The organism is Kribbella sp. NPDC004138 (assembly GCF_053603655.1).
In genome coordinates, this window is record NZ_JBSGFZ010000058.1 from 1,460 (window position 1) to 2,733 (window position 1,274).

Below are 1,274 nucleotides of genomic sequence, written 5' to 3' on the forward strand. Positions count from 1 at the left end.
TTTTTTTGTTGTGACAAGCTACTAAGGGCAATCGGTGGATGTCTTGGTACCAAGAGCCGATGAAGGACGTTGGAGCCTGCGATAAGCCCCGGGGAGTTGGCAACCGAGCTGTGATCCGGGGGTGTCCGAATGGGGAAACCCAGCTGGCATTCTAAAGCCAGTTACCAGTGCCTGAACACATAGGGTTCTGGAGGGAACGCGGGGAAGTGAAACATCTCAGTACCCGCAGGAAGAGAAAACAATTGTGATTCCGTGAGTAGTGGCGAGCGAAAGCGGATGAGGCTAAACCATGTGCGTGTGATAGCCGGCGTGCGTTGCGCATGTGGGGTTGTGGGAGCATTCTGACACTGATGCCGTGGTGTCGAAGAGTTATCAATCACTGTTGAAGTCGAATCTTCTGGAATGTTGAGCCGTAGTGGGTTATAGCCCTGTAGGCGTAAGACAGTGACTCTTGAGTGTTTTCCCAAGTAGCACGGGACTCTTGAAATCCCGTGTGAATCTGGCGGGACCACCCGCTAAGCCTAAATACTTCTTGGTGACCGATAGCGGACTAGTACCGTGAGGGAAAGATGAAAAGTACCCCGGGAGGGGAGTGAAATAGTACCTGAAACCGGTTGCCTACAATCCGTCGGAGCATCTCCTTGTGGGGTGTGACGGCGTGCCTTTTGAAGAATGAGCCTGCGAGTTAGTGGTGTGTGGCGAGGTTAACCCGTGTGGGGTAGCCGTAGCGAAAGCGAGTCTGAATAGGGCGCTTTAGTCGCATGCTCTAGACCCGAAGCGGAGTGATCTATCCATGGGCAGGTTGAAGCGCGGGTAAGACCGCGTGGAGGACCGAACCCACCAGGGTTGAAAACCTGGGGGATGACCTGTGGATAGGGGTGAAAGGCCAATCAAACTCCGTGATAGCTGGTTCTCCCCGAAATGCATATAGGTGCAGCGTCGCGTGTTTCTTACCGGAGGTAGAGCACTGGATGGTCTAGGGGGCTTACCGGCTTACCGAAATCAGCCAAACTCCGAATGCCGGTAAGTGAGAGCGCGGCAGTGAGACTGCGGGGGATAAGCTCCGTAGTCGAGAGGGAAACAGCCCAGATCACCAGCTAAGGCCCCTAAGCGATTGCTAAGTGGAAAAGGATGTGGAGTTGCCCAGACAACCAGGAGGTTGGCTTAGAAGCAGCCACCCTTGAAAGAGTGCGTAATAGCTCACTGGTCAAGTGATTCCGCGCCGACAATGTAGCGGGGCTCAAGCAATCCGCCGAAGCTGTGGCACTCACACT

At 54.3% G+C, this 1,274-nt stretch carries 1 rRNA gene; it reads left to right on the forward strand.

The features are described 5' to 3' along the window. Nucleotides 1-11: 11 nt before the first annotated feature. Nucleotides 12-1,274, forward strand: a 23S ribosomal RNA gene (locus ACWEOO_RS41805); the annotation flags it as partial.